Consider the following 18,928-nt stretch of genomic DNA (forward strand, 5'->3'; position numbering starts at 1 on the left):
TACTGGAGCCCATGGCTTGGCTCGACACCCGGTTCACCCGACCGTCTTTCACCGCCGTGGGGATGGGCGTCTTGGGCGTCCTGTCTGTCGGGTTGATCTCCACCGGCCTCTGGTACGACTCGCACCGCAGCGCCCAGGCCGTCGAGCGGGCCCGCATGCAGGTCGAATCCGCACAAACCGCTGGGTCCACCGCCGAGCGGATCGCCGGAACGACCTCCGAGCGCCGCACTGAACCGAGCAGCACTGACCCCACCACAGAAGAGCAGGGCACGGAAGAGCCGACCGAGGCTCACCGGGCCGCGGTCGCCGACGATCAGACCGACCCTGTGTCCCAGCCTGGGGCGCCAGCGACCAGTGTGCCGACCGTGGCCCCAGTTCCGCAGGTCGCCGCCGCCCGTCAGGTCCCGATCGTGCCGGCGGCCCCGGCCCCGGCTGCCGCTGCGGCGGCGCCTGCCGAAGATGCGGGCGGAACGGGAGCGGAGGCTGACGCGGCGGGCGACGCTGCGGGCGGTGTCGACGATGCCGGCGAGGGCGGACTCGACGTCAGGCAGCCCGAAGGCCCCCGCCCCGCACCCGGATTCCCCGACCTGCTCCGCCCGTTCCTGCCCCGCCCCAACGTGGCCCCGCAGCCGAACACCGTCCGCGCCGAGGCTGCCGGAGCCGGCGCGGCTGACGCGGGTGCGGTAGCGCCGGCTCCGGCGGGCGCAGCCGGCACCGACGAGGACTAGCGCCTCAGTCGCGAAAGAAGTCGACGGTCCGGGCGACTCCCTCGCGGATCGTCACCCTCGGTGTCCACCCGAGCACCTCGGCGGCGCGCTCAGAATCGAGCGCCGACCGTGCGACGTCGCCCAGGCGGGCGGGTGCGGTTTCGGGATCGTCAGCTGCCCCTGCGGCCTCGGCTACCAGCGTGTGCAACCCACGGTCAGTGGTCTCCACGCCGGTGCCGACGTTGAAACGCAGGCCCGCGGCGGCCGGGACCTCGGCGGCCCGGACAAAGGCGTCCACCACGTCGTCGACGTACACGTAGTCACGGGTGTTGCCCCCGTCGCCGAACACGCGCGTGGGCTGACCTGCCAGTAGTCGCTGGGAGAAGATCGCCACCACTCCGGCCTCGCCGTGTGGGTCCTGGCGCGGACCGTACACGTTGGCCGGAGCCACGCCCGCCCACTCGATGCCGTACAGGCGGGAGAACATCTCCAGATAGATCTCCCCCGCCACCTTGCCCGCGGCGTACGGGCTCAGCGGGTCCACGGGCCGGGTCTCGGCGACGGGGAGTTCGGTGACGGGACCGTAGATGGACCCACCGGAGGAGGTGAAGACGATCCGCCGCACGCCGACCTTGCGGGCAGCCTCAGCCAGCCGCACGGTGCCCACGACATTGACCTCGGCGTCGTGGACCGGGTCGTCGACCGACAGGCGCACGTCGATCTGCGCGGCCAAGTGGAAGATCACCTCCGGCCGGTCGCGGGCGATGACGTCCTCGATGGCCGGGTCGGTCAGGTCGAGCTCGTGGAACTCGAAGCGGTCACCGGCCTCACGGGCGCCTGCGAGGTTCTCCAGCCGGCCGCGCGACAGGTTGTCCACCACGGTCACCTCATGACCCTCGCCCAACAACCTGTCCACCAGGGTCGAACCGATAAATCCGGCCCCTCCCGTCACGAGTGCGCGCATCTGATCCCCTCACGTCATGCGGCGAACCCGCCGCGGCTCCCCTGCCGGAAGCCACTGCTCAGGATACGACCGGCGGCCAGGTCGCGAAATCACTCCGGGCCGTACAGCCCCGTCGCCCTTGTGAGCGGGGTACGTCGCTCGGGAGGGAACGGCGAGTCCGCCAGCACCTGCGCCAACTCGGCGTCGGTGAACGCGGCCCGGACGGCGTAGATCCGCACCTGCGACTCGCCGTACACCCTGACCAACCCGGGCGTGCTGTCCAATCGCAGCAGATGCTCGTTCGGCTTTTGGAAGCCCCAATAATTCGGCGGGCTGATGTACACGTAGGTCACGCCCAGGTCCGCCAACGCGCGGTCGACCCGCGGGTCGACTCCGGCCTGGTCCATCCGGTTCGACAGGAAGGAGGTCAGCGGGGCGGTGGGACCGGGCTGCAGGTAGTGCCGCGAGGTCGACGGCAGCCCGTCGGTGGCGTACATCCAGCCGGACCCCTCGTCGGGGTTGGTGTAGATCAAGCCCGAGTAGGCGTTGGGTTGCTCGGACAGCCACCGGAAGGCGCGCAGGTCGTGCTCGTCGACCATGCGGCCCCAGCGTTGGCTGAGCCCGGCCGCCGACGCGTACTCGGGAGCAGCTTGGATAACCCAGGAGCCCACCCCTACCAGGGCAGCAAGCGCCACGGCCACCCGGGCGAGCAGCACCCCGCCGCCGTCCGGGTCGGTGATGGGGTCGACCAACCGGCCCAGCCAGCCCGCCAGCATCTGCGCGGTCGCCCCCACGCCCACACCCACCGCGGCGGCCACCACGACGGCCAGCGCCACGCCGATCCGGCGCGGGTCGTTGTAGTAGACGCTGCCCATCCCGCGGAGTACGCCGCCGGTCCAGTTTCCGAACACGCTCATCGAGTTGACGCACACCACCAGCAGCCCGCCCCACAGCAGAAGCGGCCAGAAGATCTTTTGGCGCAGCATCACTAGCAGTCCCAGCGCGGCCAGGGAGAGCAGCACCCATCGCACGCCCCAATCCTGGACGTGGCGCACTTGTAGGCCCACCGCTTTGCCCCAGGTGGCGGCGCGATCGGCGTTGATCTCGAACTCGAAGGCGGAAATGTCGTCGGCTTCCTCGGACACCGTGAGCACCTGCGGCAGCAGGGTGAGGACACCGGCCAACCCGATGCCGGCCAGGACCACGAAATCCCGGACGCGGCCACGGACCGGTCGCCACAGCCCGTCGAAGAGCCACCAGAACAGAACGAACACGCCGGCAGTGACCATGGCCGAGGGGTGGACACCGCCGATGCCTACCAACCCGAGCGCGGCGGCAGGGATGAGGCGCCGATCGGCCAGGGCCGCCACGACGACAGCAGCCCCCAGCCCGGACATGCCGTTGGCCACAGCGGAGGGGGTCGCGGCCACCATGACCTCGACGAACGGCAGGCCCGGGAACAGCGGAGTGGCCATCGCCGCGACGGCCGCCGAAGTGGCGACGACCGGCCGCGAGAACCGGCGATGGGTGATCAGCCAGGCCAGCGCCGCTACACCCAGCGGGAACACCAGGGCCACGCTGCCGATCTGCACGAGGTTGTACGTCTCGACCGCGCCGATCCCACGCAGGCCCATGACCAGCGCGGCGATCGCGTGCCACGTGCTCGGGTAGTAGAGGGCCGCACCGTTCTCGGGGTAGCGCAGTTGCCCCGCTTGATCGGGCGAGGCCAGTCCGGCGTCGTGGATGAAGCGAATGTAGTTGGCGTGCCAGTGCGCGTCCCAGCCCTGGAAAACGTTCGCCGTCCCACCGGGGGTCGCCGAGAGCTCGGTGAGGATCATCTGACCGATCAGCCAGGCGCTGACGAGTATCGCCGCGCCCGGGAGCAACCACCACCACGAGCGCTGACCGGCTCGGCGGCCCCCGTCCCGGCCGCCCGCCGACTCCGCGTTGCGACGTCGTCGTCGCCACACCCACGTCACCCCGGTGATGAGCAGACCCACGACACCGACCACCGCGGCGGTGGCGGCCGTGGCGATTGCGTACCCGCCGAGTGACCAGGGCACCTCGAACCGCCCGTAGACGTATCCGGCGATCGCGGCAATGCCGAATGAGACCGGGATCGACGTGCCCACCGCGAGGCGCAAGGGCAACTGTGCGGCGACGCCGACGAACGCGCCGGGCACCACCAAGAGTGCGGTGAGGGTCATCATGACCAACGCGATGTCGATGACCCGCCTCCGTTCGTCGCCCTGCCCGCGGCCTTGTCGTCAGACCTCCCATTATGGTCCACCGGATCCGGAAACCTCAGCGCGGCACCAGCACGCCCACCGGCCCGCTCCCCACGCAGAGCTCGGATGCACCCCCGCCCGGGGTGACGGTCACTCTCGTCCCTCCGCCCTCGACGCGGACGAACACCGTCCCCAACCCGGACTCCACGGGGGCCGTCACCTCATCGCCATCGTCGAGTCGGACGGCCACGTGACCGTCGGCGTCCGCAAAGAGGTTGAGCCGGACCACCCAGTCGCGCCCGAGCAGCGGCCCGTCCAACGCGAGCCGGGCGCCGTCCGGGCCGACGCGGTGACCGCAGCCGGGTTCGGGCCCCTGCGGGAGGGAGCGGCCAGGGACCACGTCGGCGGGATGCAGGGCACCGTGCGCGTCGATCGCCACCGGGTCGCGGGTCCATGCCCCCACCTCCGGGACATCGGGCACGCCGGTCAGCAGCGCGGACAGTCGGTTCGCGGGCGTCGTGACGGGCAGCAGCACCTCGAGCGGGACCTCCGTGTCCAGCAGGGGCTCGGTGCGCTCCCGCAGCGTGGCGAGCAGCGGCTCGGTGTAGTCGCGGGAGGGCTGCTCGGACCAGACGTGCCGGTACGTGACGGTCGAGACGACGGAGGAGGCGACCAGCACGGCCAGGCCGAGCGCGCCTGACGCCGGCAGCCACCTCCTGGCGTGGCTGAGACGCTGTTCTCCGTGCTCCGATCGCGGTGCCGCGATCGCCAGGGCGGCAGCCGCGGCGAGTACCACCGGCAGTTCCGCGTGGTACCGGAGGGTCTGGACGATCTCCGCCGCGGTGTCCGGGCCGGTGCGCCCGACTGCGACCAGGACCACCGAGACCAGCGGGTACAGTGCCGCAGCCGCCCAGATGGCGCCGGTTCGCCGCCGGGCGATCAGGGACCACGTCAGCACGGTCGCGACGGCCAGGAAGCCCACGACGACGGCGACCACAGGCGGGTCGGCCATGGGGGGTCCCGGGTGCCAGCGGCCCCACCGCCAGGGTCCCCCGCCCAGCGTCGGCACCACCGCCAGCCTGTAGGCGTGGTCCAGCAGCTCGATGACGCCGGGACCGGCGCCCCCGGCGCCGGCCTCGCGCTCAACGGGGAGGGGGCCTGACGACGCCCCGCCCACACGACCGACGACGACGACGAAGATCGCCGCCCACACCGTCACGATCGCGGCCAGCGCCGACCAGGCGCAGCGGGTCCGGCGCCAGAGCAGCTGCAGTTCAGCGCGGCTCCCTCCGGCAGTCCACCACGAGCCCGCGAGCACTGCGGCGGCCACCACCGGGATGAGGAGAGCTTTTTCCACGAACAGCAGCCCGACCACAGTGGCCACCGCGGCGCCCACAGCGTGCCGTCGACGACCCGTCCGCCCGAGCCGGACCATCGACGCCACCGTCCACGCCATCGCGGCGGTGAGCGGCAGCGCGTTGAGGGCGGCCGCCCACCATGTGGCCGAGGGCAGTCCGAGGGGGATCGCGAGCGCCGCGACGAGCGGGACCAGCATCACCGTGCGCCCGGACAGCTGGACCCAGAGCATCCGGGCGAGCGCGGCGCCAGCCACCAGTTGGAGCACCGCGATCTGCAGCAGCGGCATGCGGAAGTCCAACGGTGCGGCGTGGGCGGCGATCCAGGTCAGCGCCATCCCGCCGGGCATGAGGTGACCGTCGTGGTCCGCGAACAGGAACGGGAGGTCCGGGAACGGTCGCGCGGCCGCCCTGCTGTGCAGGATGAGGTCATCCCAGTAGAACCAGCCCGCCGCCGCGACCCACGCACGTAGCGCAGTGGCCGCCACCACCACGAGGGCACAGGCCGCCAGAAGGGGGAGAGGACTATCCGCCGGCCGGGAGTGTCTTTTCACCGCGGACTCAGAGGAGGCGATAGTCACCCGCACGATGTACCGCGGCCTCGACCTCGGACCGATCCAGTTCGACGTCGTCCTTGTGCTTGAAGATGAGCCGGGACTTGCCGTCAGGAAGTATCTCGACGGCCACCCCGCCGACGCCCGTCACGGTGCTCACGCTGTCCTTGATCGCCCGGGCGCAGCGGTCGCAGGTCATCCCGCTGACCAAGTAGATCGTGCTCTTCATCGTGGATCCTCTCGCCGCCGCGTCAGATGCGGCCGTTGAACGCCTGCAGGGCGGCGTCCTCCCGGGTCCCGCCGCGACCGTCACCGTACTCCGAGTAGTCCTCGATCCACTCGATGGACTTGATCCACTTGACCATCTTGTACCCGTGGTTGGACTCGACGCGCAGACGTAGAGGCGCCCCGAGGTGGATGTCGAGCGGATGATCGTTGCGCTCATACGCGAGGATCGTGTCGTCCTCCGCGACCATGTCGAGGTCGAGCACCGCGTAGAACGGCTCCCGAGGACGGTGGTCGTACATCTCCTGGGCCAGACCGTGGGACGTGACCATCACGTAGTTGCCGTTCGCCGGCCTCGGTCCGAGCAGGTCCAGGACGTCGCGCAGTCTCACCCCGCCCCACTTGGCCGTCGCGGTCCACCCCTGCATGCAGGAGTGCACGGCGATGTACTCAGTCTTCGGCAGGGCCCGCAGGTCCTCCAGGTTGAGGTACCGCGTCTCGCCGTTGAGCTCACCGCCGAGTTCAAGCCGCCAGTCGACGAAGTTGTCCGCCTTGAACCGGAGCCATTCGGGCGACTCGTCGTCTGTGGGGGGCAGGCCGTTTGTCCAGTGGAACTCTGAGATGTCGTCCTCGGTAAAGGTGTTCTGCTGGCCCCAACGGGGCTTCATCCAGTTGAGGGTGAGCTTGCGGACCGGCTCGGTGAGTGCGACGAGGATGCGCTGCGACCGGGCGCGGTCGAGCAGCGTGAGGTAGCTCAGCGCGATCCAGAAGGCGATGACGGCGGCGATCGTGATGAGGGTGATGGTGAACGCCTGCGCGAACCGGGCGGTGTCGGTGACGCCGAAGACCATGTGCGGCAGGTTGTACTCGGTGTGCACGAGAAAAACCAGGCCGACGTGCATGATGATGAACAGCGTCATGAGAACCATGCCGATGAAGTGCAGCGACCGGGCACCCTGGTGTCCGCCCCACATTTTGACGTACCAGGGGAAACGGGACCGCACCGCCGGGGACATGGCAATGCCCGTGAAGATGAGCAGCGGCGCGAGGAGGAACACCACGCCGGTGTAGGTGAGCATCTGGAGGGCGTCGTACGGCTGGAAGTGCTCGATCGACGGCACGCCGAGTCCGGCGTAGATCTTCATCGACTCCCAAGCGTCGGGCATCACGTCCCAGGAGGTGGGCACGATGCGCCGCCACAGCCCGGTGGCGAACAGCAGGACCACGTAGGCGATGCCGTTGATGAGCCACAAGGTGACGCCGAGACCGTGCCAATGCCGGCCGAGCCCGATGTTCTTGTGCCCCGGCAGGGTCAGCAGCGGGCTGGCCGAGCGCTCATCCATGAGCGAGGTGTAGACACCCTCCTCCTCCGGCAGTGCGCGCCGGGTGAACTTGATCCATTCGGTACCGGGTTTGCAGTCGTTCCGCCACCACAAGCGGGGCAGCGACGCGATGATTTCCCAGCCACTGCGCAGCAGGATCCCGATGAGGACGAAGTTGAGCAGGTGGGCCGTGCGTAGCCAGAGCGGAAAGTCCGGATCCACCATGAGATGAGACCTTTCGGTTCGCGAGCAGGGCATCAACGGGTGCGGCGGTCGCTGCACCTCGGTTTGGCCTGCTAGTCACCCTAGGGCGTACAGGACGCCGTGTTCAGGGGTCTCCTATGGTGACCGGCATGAGTTCCGGAACCCCTCGCGCAATCGGTGCCGTCGTCCTCGGTGTGGTGGTGTTGGCCGGGATCGGGTGGTGCGCCGAGGCCGAGGACGCCCGCCCGGGAACGATCGGCATTCCCCCGACGTCGGTGGTCGTTCCGGAAAGGACCATCTCGCCGTCGTCGCCGGTACCGGCGCCCACCGCCGGTGCGGAGTCGGCGAGCCCGGACGAGCACGCGCCTCCGGCCGCGCCCGGGGGCGACACGGCGGGCGATCCCCTCATCGCCTCAGCGCGCGGGGCGTTGCCCCGGCTCGCGGTCAAGGGGCGTGCGCCCAAAACGGGGTACGACCGCGCCCTGTTCGGGCAGTCGTGGACCGACGACGTGTCCGTCGAGTTTGGACGCAATGGTTGCGACACTCGCAACGACATCCTCAAACGGGACCTGCAGGACGTCACTTTCCGCCCAGGGACCAGGGACTGCGTGGTGCTCACCGGAGTATTGGACGGGCCGTACACCGGGGAGCGAATCGAGTTCGTCCGCGGACAGGCCACATCGTCGCAGGTGCAGATCGACCACGTGGTGGCCCTGTCGGACGCCTGGCAGAAGGGTGCGCAGCAACTGACCGAGGAGCAGCGGCGTGACTTCGCGAACGACCCGCTCAACCTGCTGGCTGTGGCGGGCCGGGCCAATCAGCAGAAGGGCGACGGCGATACCGCCACCTGGCTCCCGCCGCGTCGCGAGTTCCGCTGCTCGTACGTGTCACGGCAGGTGTTGGTCAAGGAGCGCTACGGGCTGTGGGTGACGCAGGCCGAGCGGGACGCGATGGACCGTGTCCTCGCCGGCTGTTGATCCCGGCGGTGCGCGGACCGGGGCTGGCCGGGGCGCGATGCGGCCGGATCAGAAGTCGAAGAAGCCGCCGCCGTCGCCACCGAACAGGCCACCGTCGAAGAAGCCCCCGCCGCCGTCTCCCCCACCGTCGCCGCCGAACAGTCCACCGTCGAAGAAGCCCCCGCCATCGCCGCCGGCGTCTCCGCCGTCACCGCCCATGAGTCCCCCGTCGAAGAACCCATCGCCGCCGTCACCCCCCATGTCGCCGACGTCGACGCCGCCTTCGCCGATACCGGCAGCGAAATCCTCACCGGAGTAACCGACGCCCCCCATCCCGGCGAACATCATGTTGAACATCATCATCGAGCCCATCATCCACACGCCCGTGGACAGGGCCGACGCCCACCAGGGCTCCGAGTACCAGCCGGCCGGGACCGGTCGACCGGCCACGACGCCACCCGGGTAGTAGTGCGGAGTCTCGTCACTCGGCTCGGTCGCCGCCTTCATGGTCCGACCCTCGACGTCGACGGTGCGGTCTTCGGTCACCCGGCCCGCGCGGTCCTGACCGGGGGTAGTGGGCAGCTCGGGCCCCGGGTCCAGGCCCATCGCCGAGCGGGCGGCTCGCACGTAGTACAAGCCCTCCAGGGCGGTGTCCTTGGCCAGCTGCGCCTGAACCGGGGTGCGGGCGTTCTCCAACTCGGACACGGACGCTGTATAGCGCTCCGACGCGTCTGCCATGGCCTGCTTGGACGCCTCGTCCGTGCCGTCGAGGTTGAACACCTGGCCACCGAGTCGCTCGATCCACCGGGCCGCCTCGGCCCGATAGTCCTCGAGGTGGCGGTTGTGGTGCGCCTCCAGCTGGGTCTGACCCTTGTTCTGGCTGCGGGAGACCACAGCGACGGCCAACGCGATCACTGCGGCGATGAGGAGAAACTCCACGACACGACCTTTCTCGGTACTGTTCCCGAGGGTACCGAGATCACGGCTTGCGGGCGCGCGGTCCTATCGGGGCTCGGCCGCCCGGCGACCACGTGAGTGGGCTCCCGTCACACAGTCGAGCCACGCAGCCGCGGCGCCCTCGACTGGGGCGCCCTCGACGACCATCGGCCACGCCCCGTCCATTCCCCCGGCCACGGCCGCGTCGGCGAGCAACGACTCCCAGAATGCAGCGGATCCGAATTCGCCACGCCACTGCAGGGCGGGCAGGGTCAGGCGATGCAGGGGGTGCTCGTGGGTGGTGCCCATCGCGCCGTGGACCTGGTGGGCGTTGCGGACAGCCACCGCCAGCGCCTGTGAGACGACGCTACGCGCCACGGCCACCCGGAAACCGGACAGCGGCCCGGCGAGGTCCGAGGTGAGGGCGTCAGCGACGGCCTGGTCGACCGCCGCCCGCGCGAGGACCGTCTCCGCGGCGATGTCGACGACGAGGTTTTGCACTGACTGGAACCGGGCCAGTGGCCGGCCGAACTGATTCCGCTCGATCGAGTGGGCGATCGCCGAGTCGAGCATCCCCTCCGCGGCGCCCACGCACTGCAGCGCCCTGGCCAGCGCTCCTCGCAGCACCGCGGCCTCGACCGCAGCACCGTCGACCGCAGTCCACGCCGCATCCGGCGGCGGTCGAAGATCGCCCAGCGGGACCGCCGAGATCCCCTGGGCGGACGTGACCCCGGTTCGACCTGTCGGCACCTCGGCGAGTTCGTAGCCTCTGGCCCCGCCCGAGCGCACCTCGTCGTCGTCCCCTCCGGCTCGTCGGACGAACAGGACAGAGTCCGTGCCGCCCGCCCAGGCCACGCGCCGCGCGTGCCCATCGTGGCCGATCACTGCGAGGGTCGCCGTCCCGTCGGTGGCATCGTTGAGGGCTGCGGCGCGGCGAAGAGGCCCGACGACGAGGTCGGTCTCGGCGTAAGGGGTGGCCACTCCCGCGGCCGCGGACAGACGGAGGAGCGCAGCCGCCTCCGCCCAGCTCGCGCCGCTGCCGCCGCTGGACTCGGGGGCGGTGAGCCGGGCCAGCCCCACCTCGACGAGGCTCTGCCACACCTTCACCGGGTCGGGCTCGACGTCCGAGCCTGAGTGCCCGGCGAGGACGTCGCCCATCATCGCGAGGAGGTCCTCGTCGACGGCGAGAGCGGCGGCCGCGGCGCTCGGATCAACGGAGCTCGGATCGATGACGCCGCTCATCGCATCCCCAGTGCTCGCGCGATCACGCCGCGCAGGATCTCATTGGTCCCGCCACGGAGCGTGAAACCGGGGCGTTGGTGCAGCCCGGCCCTGAGTAGGTCAGAGAGTTCAGCCACCACCGGGAGGTCCCCGGCGGCGAACTCGTCACCGAGACCGGCGGACACCGCATCCACGAGATCACCCTCGGTAGTGGTTCCGAGCAGCTTGACCAGTGCCGCCGCGGTGTCTGCCGGCTCGCCTCGCTGGAGGGAACCGGCGATGTTCTGGCTGAGGGCGTGTAGCCCGGCCATGCGGGCCACCGACCGGCCGAGGTCCGCGCGGGCGGGCAGCGCCCCCGCCGCGACCGCACCGATCTCAGCGGCGAACACGCGGAACGAGGACAGGAACCGCTCGGGGCCACTCCTCTCGAACGCAAGCTCGGAGTTGACCTGCTCCCAGCCGTGGCCGAGGGTGCCGAAGACCATCTGGTCAGGCACGAACACCTCATCGAGAACCACCTCGTTGAAGTGGTGATCCCCCGACAGCGACACGATCGGGCGGATGGTGACACCCTCGCTGCGTAGGTCCACGATGAACTGACTCAGGCCCGCGTGACGGTTCGACGTATCGAGGGGTTCGGTCCGGCACAAGGCGATGAAGGCCTCGGCATGCTGGGCGCCGGACGTCCACACTTTTGTCCCGGTGATCGACCAGCCGCCGTCGACGCGGACCCCCTTTGTCCGGACACTCGCGAGGTCGGAGCCCGAGTCCGGTTCACTCATCCCGATGCCGAAGCAGCACTCGCCCGCGGCGATCCGGGGCAGGTACTCGCGCTTCTGCTCCTCCGTTCCGTACCGCAGCAGGGACGGGGCGATCTGACGGTCGGCGACCCACTGCGCCGCGACGGGCGCGCCCACCGAGAGCAGTTCCTCGGTCACGACGAAGCGTTCGAGGAAGGTACGCCCGCGGCCCCCGTACTCGGTGGGGATCGTCATCCCCACCCAACCCCGTTGAGCCAACCGGCGGGTGAAGTCCTCATCCCACCTGGTCAGCCACGTGTCGATCCACGGGGTGAGCCGCCCCGCGTCGATCTCTTCCGCGAGAAAGGCCCGCACCTCGGCTCTCAGTGCGGCCATCTCCCCCGACGCCAGCGTGGTCGGTGGGGCGATTCGCGTCGGCATCGATACCGCTAGCGGCCGGTGAAGTTGCCGGGACGCTTCTCCCCGAACGCGGCAAGTGCCTCGCGGTGGTCCTCGGTGTGGTGGGCGAGCGCCTGCATCGTGGCCGAGAGTTCGAGCAGCGACTCAAGCGATTGGTGTTGGGACTCGCGCAGGAGTCTCTTGGCCATCCGCACCGCGTGCGGCGGGTTCTTGGCCACCCTGGCCGCCAGCTCGCGGGCAGCGCCCATCAGTGCGTCGGGGTCAACCACCCGGTTGACCAGGCCCCACTCGGCGGCCTGCTCGGCCGTGACCCGGTCCCCGGTCAGTGCCATCTCCGCGGCTCGCGCCGGGCCGATCGCCTTGGTGAGCAGCCAGGCCCCGCCGTCGCCGGGAATGATGCCCAGCTGGACAAAGCTCTCGGCGAACCACGCCGTGGTGGAGGCGACTCGGAGGTCACACATCACGGCGAGGTCGCACCCTGCCCCGACCGCCGGCCCGTTGACCGCCGCGACTACCGGAACCTCGCAGTGATACAGCGCGCGCGGGATCCGCTGGATGCCCTGGCGGTACCCGTCGCGGAGCTCATACGGGCTACCTCCGAACATCCCGGACCTGTTGACCATGTCCTTGACGTTGCCGCCCGCGGAGAACGCGGATCCCGCCCCGGTGAGCACGACCGCCCGCACGTCGTGGTCCGCGTTGACCACCGCCACCTGTTCGCAGATCGCGTCAACAATGGCTGGATCGGAAATGGGGTTGCGAGCCTCGGGCAGGTTGAGGGTCCACGTCTCGATGTGGTCGGCTCGCTCGACGAGCAGGGGAGTTGAGGCCATGGGGCTTCTTCCTGGGTAGAGGTTCCGGTCCACGTTCCGACAGTCCGTGTTCTGACGATCCGTGTTCTGACTCCGTCAATCTCACTCCGACTGTAGTCAGCGCCCACCGCCGCCGTCATCGTTCCCGCAGTGGCCACTGCGCCCGGGGGTCCTGGGCCGGAGACGACGAAACCCCGGCCTGGACGGACCGGGGTTCGAGTTCTTCCTGATGGAGCCGCGTGTCGGAATCGAACCGACGACCTTTTCATTACGAGTGAAATGCTCTACCGACTGAGCTAACGCGGCGAGCCCTTGTGGGGCGACGCAACTATATCCGACCGACCCCCGCCGCCGAAAACGAGCTGGACTCCGGCCCGTTAGACCATCCGCTCGTCGGCATCAGGATCCGAGCGCAGCGCGGATCGCCCCCACCATCGCCGACACGGCGAACTTCGGCTTGACATTGACTTCGATCGCGGCTCGGCATTCCTGGACAGCCTCGATCGCCTGGAGGATCGAAGCTGCCGGATAGTGGCCGCCGAGGCGGGCCGCCTCGTCTGCCTTGTCCGGATGCACCGGGTCGACGTCGCGAGCACCCATCGCGGCCATGAGCGCATCACGGTAGAACCCGGCCAGGTCGACCAGCGAGAGATCCAGCGAGTCGCGGGTCGAGCGGGTCCGCCGCGACTTCTGGGCCTTCTCGAGCTCTTTGACCGCCCCGGTGGCACCCCTCCCGGCCGACGCGGTGCCCTTGCCTGTGCCGCCCGCACCCAGCGCGGTGCGCAATTCCTCGACTTCGCGTTCGTCGGACTCGGTGTTACGTGCCTGGGACTCCTGCTCCGCGGCGCTGACGAGCCGGTCAGCGAGCGGGAACGCCCGCCCGGGATTGTGCATGACCATGGGCAGTTGGAGCACGACGTCTCTTCGCTCCCGGGTCGCCTCGTCGGTGGCCAGCCATCGTGCGCGACCCACGTGCCCGGAGGACACCGAAGCCGCCCACCGGGCCAGGTCGGGATCAATCGGTTCCCCGTCGGCGAGCAGCGCGCGCTCCACCGCCGCCGCGTTCGGCTGACGCAAAGCGACGTTCCGCGACCGCGACCGCAGCGTCACCATGATGTCCATCGGGTCGGTGGTCGGCGAGCAGAGCAGGAAGACGGTCCGGCTGGGCGGCTCCTCGACCACCTTGAGCAGCGCGTTGCCGGACTGCTCGGTGAGACGGTCCGCCTCCTCGACCACCACGATCTGCCAGCGCCCGGTGCCGGGGCGGCTAGCCGCGCGGTGGATGGTCTCCTTGACGTCCTTGAGCAGGATGTTCACGCCCTGTGGCGCGAGTAGGTGCACGTCCGCGTGGGTACCTGCGAGGACCGTGTGGCACGCTCGGCACTCCCCGCAGCCCACGACGTCCGGATGCTCGCACTGCAGCGCAGCGGCGAACGCCATGGCCGCCACGCTCCGGCCGCTGCCCGGCGGGCCGGTGAACAGCCACGCGTGGACCATCCGAGCGTCCGAGGAGTCCCACCCCTGCCCCGGCACCCGGGCACGGGCTGCCGTGGCGGCAGCGGTCAGCTCCGCCACGACGTCGGCCTGTCCGGCCAACCGATCGAACACCCCGGGCATGACCCCTACCCTAACCTCGCCCCCCGACACACCTGCGTCTCCGGGACAACCGGCGCGAACTAGTCTGGGACCGATGGAACGATGGGCTAGGTTGTTCAGGTGGCTGTGGGCCACGCCCTGGCCGGTCTATGCCTTGACGATGGTGCAGGCCAACATCATCGGCGCGGTCTTCGTGTTCGCGTTCCTACGCTTCGTCCTGCCGATGGACCGGTTCGTCGATCTCAACGAGTTCCGATTCCTCAACCAATACCTGTTCATCGGCTACCTTGTCCTGGCGTTCATCGGCGGGGTCATCGCCTCGACCCTCCTACTCCTCCCCGTCTTGAAGGTCGACCGTTCCGGCGCGGAGTTCGACGGCGCCATCCGGCGTCGCACCCTGCGGCTGCCACTCCACCAAGCGCTCATCTCGGGCGCCATGTGGGTGATCGGAACGGTGCTGTTCGTCGCCGTGAATGTGGGGCACTCCCCCAGGTTGGCGCTCATCGTCGCCGTGACCAGCCTCCTTGGCGGCAGCACGACGTGCCTGATCTCCTACCTCCAGGCCGAGCGGATCATGCGTCCGATCACTGTCCGCGCCCTGTCCCGCGGGGTGCCGGCGAACCGGCACGTCCCCGGGGTGCGTCGCCGGATCTTCCTGGGCTGGTCGCTCACCACGGTCATCCCGATCGCCGGCGCCCTGCTCATCCTCACCGGCCACTGGTTCGGCCTGTTCGGCGACGACCCCGAATTGATCCTCGTTCCGCTCGCCGTGCTGGCCAGCGTCGCCGTGATCGCCGGAGCCATCGGCATGGGACTGGTCTCGGACTCGATCGCCGACCCGGTGCGTGAGATGCAGGCGGGCGTCAGTCGCGTCAAGCAGGGGGACCTCGAGACCCGCGTGACGATCTACGACAGCTCTGAGATCGGCCGGCTCGCGCAGGGGTTCAACGAGATGGTGACGGGCCTGCAGGAACGCGAGGCCATCCAGGACCTGTTCGGTCGCTACGTCGGCGAGGACGTCGCCCGCAACGCGCTCGAGCGTGGCACCGAACTCGGCGGTCAGGAACGCCAGGTCGCGGTGCTCTTCGTCGATCTCACCGGCTCGACGGAGTTCGCGGCGGCGAATGACCCCGCCGAGGTGGTGTCCGTGCTCAACGAGTTCTTCCGGATTGCCGTCGAGTCCGTCGACTCCAACGGCGGATACATCAACAAGTTCCAGGGTGACGCCCTACTCGCGGTATTCGGGGCACCGCTGGAGGTCGAGAACGAGGCTGGCCGCGCACTCCGAGCCGCGCGGGCGCTGCAGAGCCGGCTCACGGAGCTCTCACCGCTCTCGGCGGGGATCGGCGTCTCCTACGGCACCGTCATCGCTGGACACATCGGCCACGCCAAGCGGTTCGAGTACACGGTTATCGGCGACCCGGTCAACGAGGCCGCGCGACTCACGACGCTGGCCAAGATGGAGCAGGGACACGTCCTCGCCTCAGCGGCCGCGATCCATCAGGCCGACGCGCCCGAGGCGGCGCGCTGGGTACTGGGCCGCAGCGTCGAACTGCGCGGCCGCGGCATCATGACCCAGCTCGCCCGCCCGCTGCGACCGACCCTCGCGGATCGGTGGCAGGCGGGCACCGTCGCTCTGCGACCGGTCGACGACCCAGCGCACTGAGTCCCCCGCTCCGGCGCGTCAGCGGCGCGAGGCAGCCGTCTTCTTCGCCGGCGACGTGCGGGCCGAGGCCTTCTTCGCGGGTGTCTTCTTCGGCGGGGCCTTGGCCCGCCGCTCCGAGAGCAACTCGGAGGCACGCGCATCGGTGAGGCTCTCCACCGTGTCCCCCTTGCGCAGCGAAGCGTTGGACTCGCCGTCGGTCACGTACGGGCCGAAGCGTCCGTCCTTGACCAGCATCTGCTTGCCGGAGACCTCGTCGATCCCCATCTCGCGCAGTGCCTTCGGAGCGGCGGCCTGCCGTCCCCGACGTTTGGGTTCGGAATAGATCTTCACCGCCTCGTCGAGCGTCACCGTGAAGACCGCATCCTCGGACTCGAGTGTGCGGGAATCGGTGCCCTTCTTCAGGTACGGCCCGTAGCGGCCGAGCTGAGCGGTGATCTCCTCGCCACTCGCCGGGTCGACGCCCACGACGCGGGGCAGCGACAGGAGCTTGAGCGCGTCGGAGAGCGTCACCGTCGCCGGCTCCATGGACTGCATCAGCGAGCCCGTGCGGGGCTTCGGCCCCGTCGGATTCTCCGCCTCCTTCTTCGCCCGGCGGGTCACGGCGGCCTTGGCCTTGGTCGCGGCCTTCTTGGCCTCGGCCTTGGCGTCGTCGTCCGCGGCGGCGGCGATCGCGGCGTCGCGCTCGGCGACGATACGCTCCTTCTCCGACTCGGCCTCGGCGAGGACCTTCTTGGCCCATTCGGCCTTCTCGGCGTCGGTGGGCTCGGGCAGCTTCTCCGTGACGTAGGGGCCGTAGCGCCCGTCCTTGACCACGATCTCGTGTCCGGTCTCGGGGTCGACGCCCAGCGGGCGGCCGTCCTGGGGGGTGGAGAAGAGTTTCTCCGCCACCTCGAGCGTGAGCTCGTCCGGGCTCATCCCCTCGGGAAGGTTGGCGCGCTGAGACTCCTCGGCGCCGTCGTCACCGGTCACCATGCGCTCGAGGTACGGGCCGTAGCGTCCTACCCGGACGTGGACCGGACGCCCCTCGGCGTCGTCGAACACGCGGATCGAGTTGATGCTGCGGGCGTCGATGGCCTCGAGGTTGACGTCGACGAGGTTCTTGAGACCCACGGCGTAGTTCGCGTTGTTCTCGTCGCCGGAGCCCTCTGCTGCGCCGAAGTAGAAGCGCCGTAGCCAGTCGTCACGGTTCTCGCGCCCCTCAGCAATCGCGTCGAGTTCGTCCTCCATGAGCGAGGTGAAGTCGTAGTCGACCAGCCTGCCGAAGTTCTGCTCCAAAAGTCCGACCACGGCGAACGCGACCCAGCTGGGCACCAACGCGTTGCCGCGGACGTAGACGTACCCGCGGTCCTGGATGGTGCGGATGATACTGGCGTAGGTGGACGGGCGTCCGATGCCCATCTCCTCCATCGCCTTGACCAGGCTCGCTTCGGTGTAGCGGGCCGGCGGGCTGGTGGTGTGGCCGTCGGCGATCAGGTCGGCGCCGGTGAGGTGTTGCCCCTCGTCGAGACGGGGCAGGCGCCGCTCGGCGTCGTCCGCCATCGGCTTGTCGGTGGACTCGGAGGACTCGTCGGTGGCCTCAACGTAGGCCTTGAGGAAACCGGGGAAAGTGATGGTGCGACCCGAGGCTGCGAAGGTGGCGCGCGCGTACCCGGAGGCGTTGTCGCCGGCGTCACCGCTGATGCGAATGCTGACGGTGGTGCCGCGGGCGTCCGCCATCTGCGAGGCGACGGTGCGCTGCCAGATGAGCTCGTAGAGGCGGTACTCCTCCGCGTCGAGCACACTGTGGAGCTGCCCGGGGGTAGCGAAGGTCTCTCCGGCGGGCCGGATGGCCTCGTGGGCCTCCTGCGAATTCTTGACCTTGCGGGTGTACTGCCGCGGCGTGGGTGAGACGTACTCGCTGCCATAGAGCTCCGTGGCCTGCGCCCGGGCGGCCGCGATGCCGCCCTCGGACAGGGTTGTGGAGTCGGTGCGCATGTAGGTGATGTAGCCGTTCTCGTACAGCCGCTGCGCGATCCGCATGGTGCGCTCGGAGGTGTACCGCAGCTTGCGCCCGGCCTCCTGCTGGAGCGTGGAGGTCATGAACGGCGCGTAGGGGCGCCGCGTGTAGGGCTTTGATTCGACGGAGTCGACGACGAAATCGGCACCCTTCAGCGAGTCAGCCAGCGCCCGGGCCGCCGACTCCCCGAGGATGACCGAGTCCTTGGCCGCGCCGGTGGTCTTCAGGCGACCGTCCTGGCCGAAGTCGCGGCCCTGCGCGACCCGGGCGCCGTCGACGGCGGAGAGTCGGGCTGTGAAGCTGCGCGGTTCACCTGCGTCCCCACCGGCGGTCTGCTGCGTGGCCAGGGTCGCGGTGATGTCCCAGTAGTCGGCGGCGACGAACGCCATGCGTTCGCGCTCGCGCTCGACGATGACGCGGGTGGCCACCGACTGCACGCGGCCTGCGGACAGCCGCGGCATGACCTTCTTCCACAGCACCGGGGAGACCTCGTAGCCGTAGAGCCGATCCAGGATACGACGGGTTTCCTGGGCGTCGACGAGGTCGGTGTCCAGCTCGCGGGTGTTCTCGGCGGCGGCGAGAATGGCCGGCTTGGTGATCTCGTGGAAGACCATCCGCTTGACCGGGACCTTGGGCTTGAGCACCTCCAGCAGATGCCAGGCGATCGCCTCGCCCTCGCGGTCGGGGTCTGTGGCCAGCAGAAGCTGGTCCACCCCGGCGAGTTGCTTCTTGAGTTCCGCGACCTTCTTCTTCTTGTCGGCGCTGACGACGTAGATGGGTTCGAAGTCGTGGTCCGGGTTCACGCCGAGCCGCGCCCAGGGTTCCTTCTTGTACTTGGCCGGGATGTCAGCAGCACCCTTGGGTAGATCGCGGATGTGTCCGACCGATGCCTCGACCACGTAGTCGGAGCCCAGGTAGGGCTGAATCTTGCGCGCCTTGGTGGCGGACTCGACGATCACCAGGCTCCGCTTGCCGCCCGATGCTGCCTTCTTGCTCGCCACTGGAGTGCTCCCAACCTGCGCTGATCCGTCGCCGACGCCCATCACC

At 69.6% G+C, this 18,928-nt stretch carries 14 protein-coding genes and 1 tRNA gene; 3 read left to right on the forward strand and 12 right to left on the reverse strand.

What is annotated here, in order from left to right; translation table 11 throughout:
* The first annotated feature begins 11 nt into the window (after nucleotides 1-11).
* Nucleotides 12-728, forward strand: coding sequence for a hypothetical protein (locus FQ137_RS00600; protein ID WP_149290676.1), 717 nt, complete (start codon nucleotides 12-14; stop codon nucleotides 726-728).
* Between the two features lie 4 nt (nucleotides 729-732).
* Here FQ137_RS00600 and FQ137_RS00605 read toward each other — a convergent pair whose 3' ends face one another.
* The 5 genes from FQ137_RS00605 to FQ137_RS00625 form a co-directional block, all read right to left on the reverse strand.
* The gene (locus FQ137_RS00605; RefSeq protein ID WP_149290677.1) at nucleotides 733-1,671 is read right to left on the reverse strand and encodes an NAD-dependent epimerase/dehydratase family protein; all 939 of its coding nucleotides are present in this window, start codon (nucleotides 1,669-1,671) and stop codon (nucleotides 733-735) included.
* 89 nt (nucleotides 1,672-1,760) lie between these two features.
* Nucleotides 1,761-3,857 (reverse strand): DUF6541 family protein, encoded by a 2,097-nt coding sequence (locus tag FQ137_RS00610; protein WP_255583282.1) that lies wholly within the window; start codon nucleotides 3,855-3,857, stop codon nucleotides 1,761-1,763.
* A 97-nt stretch (nucleotides 3,858-3,954) separates the two neighbouring features.
* The gene (locus FQ137_RS00615; protein WP_255583283.1) at nucleotides 3,955-5,721 is read right to left on the reverse strand and encodes a hypothetical protein; all 1,767 of its coding nucleotides are present in this window, start codon (nucleotides 5,719-5,721) and stop codon (nucleotides 3,955-3,957) included.
* A gap of 73 nt (nucleotides 5,722-5,794) precedes the next feature.
* Entirely contained in the window at nucleotides 5,795-6,016 is a 222-nt protein-coding gene (locus FQ137_RS00620; RefSeq protein ID WP_149290680.1) for a heavy-metal-associated domain-containing protein, read from the reverse strand.
* A 22-nt stretch (nucleotides 6,017-6,038) separates the two neighbouring features.
* Nucleotides 6,039-7,559, reverse strand: coding sequence for a molybdopterin-dependent oxidoreductase (locus FQ137_RS00625; RefSeq protein WP_149290681.1), 1,521 nt, complete (start codon nucleotides 7,557-7,559; stop codon nucleotides 6,039-6,041).
* Between the two features lie 128 nt (nucleotides 7,560-7,687).
* Between FQ137_RS00625 and FQ137_RS00630 the strand changes: the two genes are divergently transcribed.
* Nucleotides 7,688-8,515: an HNH endonuclease family protein gene (locus FQ137_RS00630; RefSeq protein ID WP_149290682.1), complete on the forward strand. Its 828-nt coding sequence runs from the start codon at nucleotides 7,688-7,690 to the stop codon at nucleotides 8,513-8,515.
* A gap of 48 nt (nucleotides 8,516-8,563) precedes the next feature.
* Here the strand turns inward: FQ137_RS00630 and FQ137_RS00635 are convergent, their stop codons facing one another.
* The 6 genes from FQ137_RS00635 to FQ137_RS00660 form a co-directional block, all read right to left on the reverse strand.
* Complete coding sequence (locus FQ137_RS00635; protein WP_149290683.1) at nucleotides 8,564-9,433, reverse strand: DUF1542 domain-containing protein; 870 nt, start codon at nucleotides 9,431-9,433, stop codon at nucleotides 8,564-8,566.
* 63 nt (nucleotides 9,434-9,496) lie between these two features.
* The gene (locus FQ137_RS00640; RefSeq protein ID WP_149290684.1) at nucleotides 9,497-10,672 is read right to left on the reverse strand and encodes an acyl-CoA dehydrogenase family protein; all 1,176 of its coding nucleotides are present in this window, start codon (nucleotides 10,670-10,672) and stop codon (nucleotides 9,497-9,499) included.
* A complete protein-coding gene (locus FQ137_RS00645) occupies nucleotides 10,669-11,832 on the reverse strand; it encodes an acyl-CoA dehydrogenase family protein (RefSeq protein ID WP_149290685.1) in 1,164 nt (387 codons plus the stop codon). Before FQ137_RS00645 ends, FQ137_RS00640 begins: the two co-directional genes overlap by 4 nt.
* An 8-nt stretch (nucleotides 11,833-11,840) precedes the next feature.
* On the reverse strand, nucleotides 11,841-12,644 hold the full coding sequence (locus tag FQ137_RS00650; RefSeq protein WP_149290686.1) for a crotonase/enoyl-CoA hydratase family protein: 804 nt from the start codon (nucleotides 12,642-12,644) through the stop codon (nucleotides 11,841-11,843).
* 209 nt (nucleotides 12,645-12,853) lie between these two features.
* Nucleotides 12,854-12,929, reverse strand: a tRNA-Thr gene (locus FQ137_RS00655).
* Nucleotides 12,930-13,022: 93 nt separating this feature from the next.
* Nucleotides 13,023-14,240, reverse strand: a complete 1,218-nt coding sequence (locus FQ137_RS00660; RefSeq protein ID WP_149290687.1) for a DNA polymerase III subunit delta' — start codon at nucleotides 14,238-14,240, stop codon at nucleotides 13,023-13,025.
* A gap of 73 nt (nucleotides 14,241-14,313) precedes the next feature.
* On the opposite strand from FQ137_RS00660, the gene FQ137_RS00665 reads away from it, so the two are divergent.
* Entirely contained in the window at nucleotides 14,314-15,885 is a 1,572-nt protein-coding gene (locus FQ137_RS00665; protein WP_149290688.1) for an adenylate/guanylate cyclase domain-containing protein, read from the forward strand.
* 18 nt (nucleotides 15,886-15,903) lie between these two features.
* On the opposite strand, the gene topA is transcribed toward FQ137_RS00665, so the two are convergent.
* Nucleotides 15,904-18,924 (reverse strand): type I DNA topoisomerase, encoded by a 3,021-nt coding sequence (gene topA / locus FQ137_RS00670; RefSeq protein WP_370452280.1) that lies wholly within the window; start codon nucleotides 18,922-18,924, stop codon nucleotides 15,904-15,906.
* Nucleotides 18,925-18,928 lie beyond the last annotated feature (4 nt).

The organism is Dietzia sp. ANT_WB102 (assembly GCF_008369165.1).
In the GTDB taxonomy this organism is placed as follows: Bacteria; Actinomycetota; Actinomycetes; order Mycobacteriales; family Mycobacteriaceae; genus Dietzia.

What these genes read in the sequence shown, in the direction of transcription:
- topA (WP_370452280.1), bottom strand. Translation starts at nt 18,924, where the DNA reads ATGGGCGTCGGCGACGGATCAGCGCAGGTTGGGAGCACTCCAGTGGCG.
- FQ137_RS00620 (WP_149290680.1), bottom strand. Translation starts at nt 6,016, where the DNA reads ATGAAGAGCACGATCTACTTGGTCAGCGGGATGACCTGCGACCGCTGC.
- FQ137_RS00645 (WP_149290685.1), bottom strand. Translation starts at nt 11,832, where the DNA reads ATGCCGACGCGAATCGCCCCACCGACCACGCTGGCGTCGGGGGAGATG.
- FQ137_RS00640 (WP_149290684.1), bottom strand. Translation starts at nt 10,672, where the DNA reads ATGAGCGGCGTCATCGATCCGAGCTCCGTTGATCCGAGCGCCGCGGCC.
- FQ137_RS00625 (WP_149290681.1), bottom strand. Translation starts at nt 7,559, where the DNA reads ATGGTGGATCCGGACTTTCCGCTCTGGCTACGCACGGCCCACCTGCTC.
- FQ137_RS00630 (WP_149290682.1), top strand. Translation starts at nt 7,688, where the DNA reads ATGAGTTCCGGAACCCCTCGCGCAATCGGTGCCGTCGTCCTCGGTGTG.
- FQ137_RS00610 (WP_255583282.1), bottom strand. Translation starts at nt 3,857, where the DNA reads ATGACCCTCACCGCACTCTTGGTGGTGCCCGGCGCGTTCGTCGGCGTC.
- FQ137_RS00665 (WP_149290688.1), top strand. Translation starts at nt 14,314, where the DNA reads ATGGAACGATGGGCTAGGTTGTTCAGGTGGCTGTGGGCCACGCCCTGG.
- FQ137_RS00605 (WP_149290677.1), bottom strand. Translation starts at nt 1,671, where the DNA reads ATGCGCGCACTCGTGACGGGAGGGGCCGGATTTATCGGTTCGACCCTG.
- FQ137_RS00660 (WP_149290687.1), bottom strand. Translation starts at nt 14,240, where the DNA reads ATGCCCGGGGTGTTCGATCGGTTGGCCGGACAGGCCGACGTCGTGGCG.
- FQ137_RS00600 (WP_149290676.1), top strand. Translation starts at nt 12, where the DNA reads ATGGCTTGGCTCGACACCCGGTTCACCCGACCGTCTTTCACCGCCGTG.
- FQ137_RS00650 (WP_149290686.1), bottom strand. Translation starts at nt 12,644, where the DNA reads ATGGCCTCAACTCCCCTGCTCGTCGAGCGAGCCGACCACATCGAGACG.